The following is a 7,368-nucleotide window of genomic DNA, read 5'->3' on the forward strand; positions in this document are numbered from 1 at the left end:
ATAAAGTGATTCAAAGGGATTGATTAATGCAGTCAAAACTTTTGAGTCACTTCTTTTGTTTGTTTTCTCATACTAAATGAAAAAACTTAGTATTTATGATATAATTAAAAGATAAAACCTTAAAATATAGAGGATAGATTATGGTTAGAACATTAGATAGAACAAAAGATATCTTTTTAGATACAATGCTTTTGGGAAATGAAATTTTAATAAAAAAAATAAAAACAACGAATAAAACGAAAATTACTGTAGTTATAGCAGCATATAGAAGTGTGAAAAGATTACAGGAAATAATTAATGATTTATTTAATCAAAGCTTCCAAGATTTTGAAGTGATAGTAGTTGATGATCTTTCTAGTTCAGAAATAGAAGAAGCGGTTGCTGCAGTCGACAGTAGTAAAATAAATTATATAAAAAAACAACTAGGATCTAATTCGTCAGCGAAAAATTGTGCATTAGATTTTGCTAAAGGAGAATATGTTGTTTTTGTAGAAGAAAATTCAAAATTAAAACAAAATTACTTAGAGATTTTATATAATGAGATTTCTAAAAATAATCTTGATATTGTAATGTTAACTAGAGATGGATATCCTAGTATATTAGATGAAAAGATTTCATCTGGTCAAGAGTATTTAGTAGAAGAAATTAAAAGATTGAAAAGTGATTTAAACTATAACATTACTTCATGCATGTTTAAAAGAAAATTTTTAGATATCTATAATTTAAGATTTCAAGAAGACATGCTTGCTTTAGAGAACTTATATTTTAAATTAAAAACTTTTGATATAGCAGGAAAGGTTAGTCAAATTGGAAAAGTTGGATATAAAGACTTATTAGAAAAAAAATCAGTGAGAAACAATGCAATGATAGATGCTTCAACTAGAAGAATAATGATTGCAGTAAATAAAATAGAAGAGTTTAAACAAAACAAAAAATATGAAGAAAGTTTAAATCTTCTATGCGGATACTTACTTTTTGATGTGTTGAGAATGCATGAAAATATGTCCGAGGAAATAGAAATTTTAGAATTGATAAAATCAAGAAAAAATTATTTTGAAAGTGATACATTTGTTAACAAAACAATGATAGCAATGTCTCCGATAATGTTTGCTAATCATCTTAACAGAAAGGATAGGAGATAAATATGAGGCGAATACTTCATAATGTATTTTCATATGCGTTTATAGCGCTTTTCACAGTTGCTTTAACTTGGGCTTATGTAGCACCGTTTGTATATGAACGAATATTGAATCCACTTGCGTTACTTTTAGGAGTTCCTGTTGTATTCATATTATTTATTTATGCAGTAAAGAAAATTTTAGCAACTGATGAAGTAGGATTAAAAAAATATAATAGAATTATAATATTAGTATACTTAGTATTTCAGGCAATAATATTATCGATGGATACCTTAAACTTTTCAGATGGTGCAGAGATAGAAAATGAAGCACACTATATGTTAAACTATGGGAAATTTTCAGGTGAGAGATACTTTTTAGTTTATCCTAATAATATTACACCTACTATTATCCTTTATTGGATATATCGTATAGCAGCATTTCTACATGTTTCTGAAGTTTGGATGTTGCATATATTCTGTTTCTTAGTAACAACGGCAACAATATTCTTAACGTATAAAACTGCTGGAAAATTACTAACAAAACAAAAACAAACAATAATTCTTGGTTTAATGATCTTATACATACCATTTCAAATGTACAGTTTATTCTACTATTCTGATACTTTGATGGTAATCATGGTAGCTTTAATAATATATGTACTTATCCCGTCGGATGGGAGTTTTATCTTTAGAACCAAGCATATTGTAGCTGTGGCAATATTAGTAGCATTTGCTTGGAATCTTAGATCAAATATTATTATTATTTTACCAGCATTAATTGTGTACTTACTATTTTTTAAATGGTACAAAAATTTGGTATTATTACTAGTAACCTTCGGAATTGCATTTATCTTCTTTGGCAAAGGATTCGATATGCTTTGGGCACACTATGGATTCTGGAAAGATGATGGTTATAGATTTCCTATGTTACACTGGGTAATGATGGGAATGAGTATTCAAGGTGGAAGTTATAACTGGCAAGATTTCCAATTTACATATCTTAGTCAAAATAAAATGACTGATGACCTCGGCTTATTCTTTAATAGGGTGACTCATAGACCATTTTTCCTTAATTTACTTATGATAGTTCTTAAAATAAGAGGTAATTGGAGTGACGGTACTATAAACTACACGAATGGTACTCGTGCATTAAGAGATGGAGATGGATTCTTATGGCAACTGTTCTATGGAAGTGACAATAGCTTCTTTATCTATATTTCTCAAATGATGTATGTAGTAATCTTATTTGGAATGGTTTATTACATTTATAAACGTAGAAAAGAGTATATAACATCTTGTTTCTTATTCCAAATTATTATTTTTGGAGTATTTATGTTCCATTTAATTTGGGAAGCAAAACCTAGATATGTTTATGCATGGATGCCAATAATTTTTATTTTAGGAGCAAAAGGTTTAATTTTATTTGCTGAAAGATATGAGGCTATAATATTTGATAAATACAAGAAAAAACTTTATATTGCTTTTGGAATAGTTTTTGCACTTCAGGTAGGAAGTGATAGTTTTTTAAGACCATCGTATTCAATGAACTTAGACTATGATTCACGTGTAATTAATGGTATTAGTATATATGCAACAGATAATTATCTGCGTGATGGAATAGTTAGAGTTAATAAAGATACTGAAGTAGAACAAACGTTTAAAGCGAATCGAAGTTTTAATTATGTTCGTGGATATATTTCATCTTATGATGAGAAGAATAATTCGAAATACAAAGTAGAAATTATTGATAAAAAAGATAATAAAGTTGTAAGGGAACATGAATTTGTATATCGTGAATTGTATTGGGAAATTCCTCTGCAAACATATACATTACGTTGGTACTTTGATGATCTTCCAGCCGGAGATTACAGTGTGAAATTCTCACAAATAGAAAGTGATAATAATGGTAGCATAGTAATTTCAAGTGTACCAAATGAAATGGTAGATATGTATGAAGCAGGAAAACTATATATTAATGGAGCAGATCAAAATAAAAAAGATCTATCATTACAAATTGGACATAGATACAAAAAACTTTGGTGGTATTAGGGATATAGAATTTAAAATAAGTATAATAAGGTTAACTAAAAAGATTTTTAAAAAAAGTTTATATGATAACTCATATACTTAGTGGTTTGTTGATATCTAAATTCGCTGTATAATAGCTTTTTGATATCTAATAAACTTTGCGGGGGTGACTCTACAAAATCTTGTTTCTTAAGAAATCATGATTTTTGAGTCACTCCCTTTTTATATAATGAAAGGTGCTGACTTAAAAAATCTAAATTTTAACAAAGTGTATGCAGTAGTTAGTTTTATATTCAATAGTGTGCATTATTATTTATAATTTTATTTATTTATCAAAAATGAATTTATGATACAAATATAATAATATTGCGACTTTGAACAAAGAAAATATTTATTGTAAATTCTTGACAAATAAATATTAAAACTCTAAAATAGAACTTGAAGGAAATAGACTATTTAACTGTAAAAAGAATATATACTAGTTAATAAAAGGATTATATATTTTTGTTGTTAGTATTTTTATTGATTTTAAGTTTTTTAGTAGAAGTTTAATAGGAAAATAATTATTAAGGCAATGACTTTTAAGGTTAGATATTTTTAAAATAAGGATACTTAACGGGTTTTATCATAATTTAGAAATAATAAGATTTATAATGTGAAATATTTTATGAAATTTATAAGCTTATTTTAGAAAATTTCACTTTAATGTTTAGTGAAAAATTTTTCATATATACATTTAAAATTTTTTGTATCTTTTAGGTAGTTGTAAAATAATGAGATTATAGATTAGATTTTGTATGCTTATCTTTCAATTTTGTGTAACATTTAATATATAGTAAGGAGTTCCAATGGAAAATAGAGATAAAAATAAGGTGTTGAAATATTCAATAAAAAAATTCAGTGTAGGAACATTTTCAGTATTAGTAGGAGCTTTTATATTTTTAGCAACACCAGCTTTAGCAAGCGAAACCAACTCTGAAAATATACATAAAGAAAATAGCACTATTATAGAAAAGGAAAAACCTAAAGAAAATTATAAAAATGAAGTAAATATAGCAAATGAAACAAGTAATGTGGAAAAAAATGTTTCAAATAATGCTAAAGAAAATAATTCGCCAGAAAAGCAAAGTAATCTAATAGAAGAAAAAAATTCTATAGATGCAGCTGGATTAGAAAGTGGAGAAAAAAATTATTCAACAGAAAAGAACGCTGACTCAATAGATGAAAAGAGTTCTATGGACAAGACTGTTGCTGGAAAACCGAAATCTCGTGGGAAAAGATCTATAGATTCAGAAAGAGAATCTGCAAAACGATTTGCAACTGATGATGATTTCGAGAAAATTTCAAAAGGTTTGATAACAACAGAAGATGGTAAAATTGATAATTTACTTTTTGGAAAAACACCATTAAAAGCAAATGAAGATAAGGATGGAGATACTGCAAAGAATGGTAGAGAGATTTATATTTATGAAAAAGATGGAAAAACTTACTATGGTTACTATGGGCATCCATTTTTAAAAGATACGGATGGTGATGGATTGATAGACCATGATCAAAGTGATTTAAGTAAATCAGGGGATGATGATAATTTCAAGTGGTATGTGACCGATCGTGATATGGCTATGTTTATGAAATTGGCATATCGTGATGATGAGTATATTAAAAAAGTTTTAAATAAAGACTATAAGTGGACTGCTGCCGATAATAATGTAAAAGATGATGAAAAAGCTAAAAATGTGTATGAGCTTATGCATAATGAGCTTGCTGGTTATTGGGAAATTGATAAAACTTATCATAATGCTAGCGGACTCGATGCAGTATTATTTAAGACAAAAAGTGTATTGCCAATTTTACCAGACGGTTTAGTTCATGTTCTTGCAATAAGAGGAACAAAAGGTGGTGCGGATGTTACTAATGATGGGGTTATTGCAGCAGGGCAAGATCCGAAGCAAGGTAAAGAAATTGAAGAAATAATAAAAGAGATAGGTATAAGAGAAGACATAAAGAATTTTTATATTACGGGACATTCTTTAGGAGGATATCTGACTCAACGCGCTGTAGTTAAGTTAAATAGGTTGGCTAATGAGGAAAATGGGTATTGGATTGATTCTGCGGCTAAAAAATATAGAAACTTTTACAATAATGTTTTTAAAAAGGCTACAACGTTTAATGCTCCGAAAATCAATGCTTCGAGAACAAATGGTGATTTATATAAGAAAAGTATTTTAAGTAAGGAATTAGCAAAACAAGGGAAAATTAAACACTATGGAATGAGGGGAGATAGCTTCGTAGGATTATTATATAATGATAAAGATGTTATGACCTACATAGAGGGAGGAGAGCATAGTTCTAATGCCTATTTCTCAGCAATGTTGAATGATGATGATAATTTTAATATAGGTGAAAGAACTGGAGTTAGCGGTAAAGGGAAAGAAAATCTAATACTGAAAAACTTAAAAATAGTAGAACCAACGGATGAAGAAGTAAGAAAAATAGTAAATGAGAATATAAAAATTTCATTGAAAGATCAAAATCCAGTAGAAATATTAGCGTTAAATAAAATATCAAGAGAAGAAGTATTAAAAAAATTAAATTTAGATAATTTACCTAATACAGCAACATTGAATATAAATATTCCTAATGAAATTCAACCAACAGCGGTAAATTATGTTTTACCAGTAACAATAAGTTATCTAGGAAAAACGGTAAATCCTAATATAAATGTAGTAGTAAAAGTGTTACCAAATTTTGAGGAGTTGAAAGTTGTTAAACAGAAAGCATCTGATGAAAAAGAGAAGAAAGTAGACACAGAGCATAAAACTACGGAAACAAAAAATCGTTACGATGCAAAAAAAGTAGAATTAGACACTAAACTACAAAAAGTAGAAGAATTGTTAAAAAATAGTACTGCCAAACAATCAGATATAAAAGCTTTAACTCAAGAATTAGAAAGATTGTTAGAAGAATATAAGACTTCGGTTAGTGATTTAAAACTTGATAAAACTTTATTGACAGATGAGATAGCAAGAGTAACTAATAGTTTGGAAACATTCGAAAATACTAATACTACATTAAAACCGTCAGAAGTAGTAACTGAGTTTAATAGTCAAAAAAATGAATTGTTAAATAAGTATAATAGTCTTTTAAAAGAAGTTAAGGGGAATTTAGACGGAATAGAAACTTACGATAAATTAGTGGAAGAAAAAAATAAATTTGCTAATTTGGAAAAAGAAATAAGTAAAGCTTCATCTATTTTAAATAAAACCCAAAAAGATTATTATGAACCAACTAAGAAATCTTATGAGCTATATGAAGGAGACGAAGCTAACGCGGAATTATCTATTGAGAAAAATAATCTACCTATAAAAAATATTATATGGGAAACTGAACCAAATACTTCAAGTTCTGGAAATAAAGAGGGAAGAGCAAAAGTAGTATATAATGATGATAGTTTTGATTTAATAGATGTAAATGTGAATGTTAAAGCATTGTATGGAGAAATAGTAACGACAACTGAAGAAGAAAAACTACCATTAAAAGTAACTTACACTGGTGATGATACAAAAGATTATGGTTATATTAGTGAAACTACAGGAAAAGATGGTAAAGTTGTTACAACTATAAAATCAAGATTAAATAAAAAGACGAATACTGTAGAAGAAATAAATAGAATTTCAGCAAGAACAGAAGCTGTAAATACAGTTATAACAAAAGGGATTAAGACAAAAATAAAAGAAACTACAATTCCAAGGGAAGTTGTTTATGAAGAAGATGCTTCAGTAGAAAAAGGAAAAGATGTTGTAAAACGAGAAGGAGAAGATGGTAAAAATATTACGACAACGACGTATATTTTAAATAGTAAAACGGGAGAAATTACAGAAAAAGTAACTGTAGAGAAGAAAGAGAAAACAGATAAAATTATAGCAAGAGGGACAAAAGAAGTAGCTAGTGAGCCGGAAATTATAGAGGTGCCGGCAGATCCTAAGATTAATCCTAATGAGGATAGTACTTCGGTGGAGCCAGAGGAAACAGGAAATCAAGGTAATTCAACAAAACCTGTAGAGGAAAAACCAAAAGAAGAAACACCGGCAGATTCAGAAAAACCAGAGCGACCAGTGAAGCCAGTTCAACCAGGAGAATCAGGAAATCAAGGTAATTCAACAAAACCTGTAGAGGAAAAACCAAAAGAAGAAACACCGGCAGATTCAGAAAAACCAGAG

General features: G+C 28.3%; 3 protein-coding genes. All 3 read left to right on the forward strand.

Annotated features, from left to right (window positions below; all coding sequences use genetic code 11):
* The first annotated feature begins 140 nt into the window (after positions 1 to 140).
* Positions 141 to 1,142, forward strand: a complete 1,002-nt coding sequence (locus JX287_RS00800; protein ID WP_204641341.1) for a glycosyltransferase family 2 protein — start codon at positions 141 to 143, stop codon at positions 1,140 to 1,142.
* Between the two features lie 2 nt (positions 1,143 to 1,144).
* Positions 1,145 to 3,169 (forward strand): glycosyltransferase family 39 protein, encoded by a 2,025-nt coding sequence (locus JX287_RS00805; RefSeq protein ID WP_204641342.1) that lies wholly within the window; start codon positions 1,145 to 1,147, stop codon positions 3,167 to 3,169.
* A gap of 827 nt (positions 3,170 to 3,996) precedes the next feature.
* On the forward strand, positions 3,997 to 7,368 hold a 3,372-nt coding region (locus JX287_RS00810; RefSeq protein WP_204641343.1), incomplete at its 3' end, for a YSIRK-type signal peptide-containing protein.

The organism is Gemella haemolysans (assembly GCF_901873445.1).
In the GTDB taxonomy this organism is placed as follows: Bacteria; Bacillota; Bacilli; order Staphylococcales; family Gemellaceae; genus Gemella; species Gemella haemolysans_C.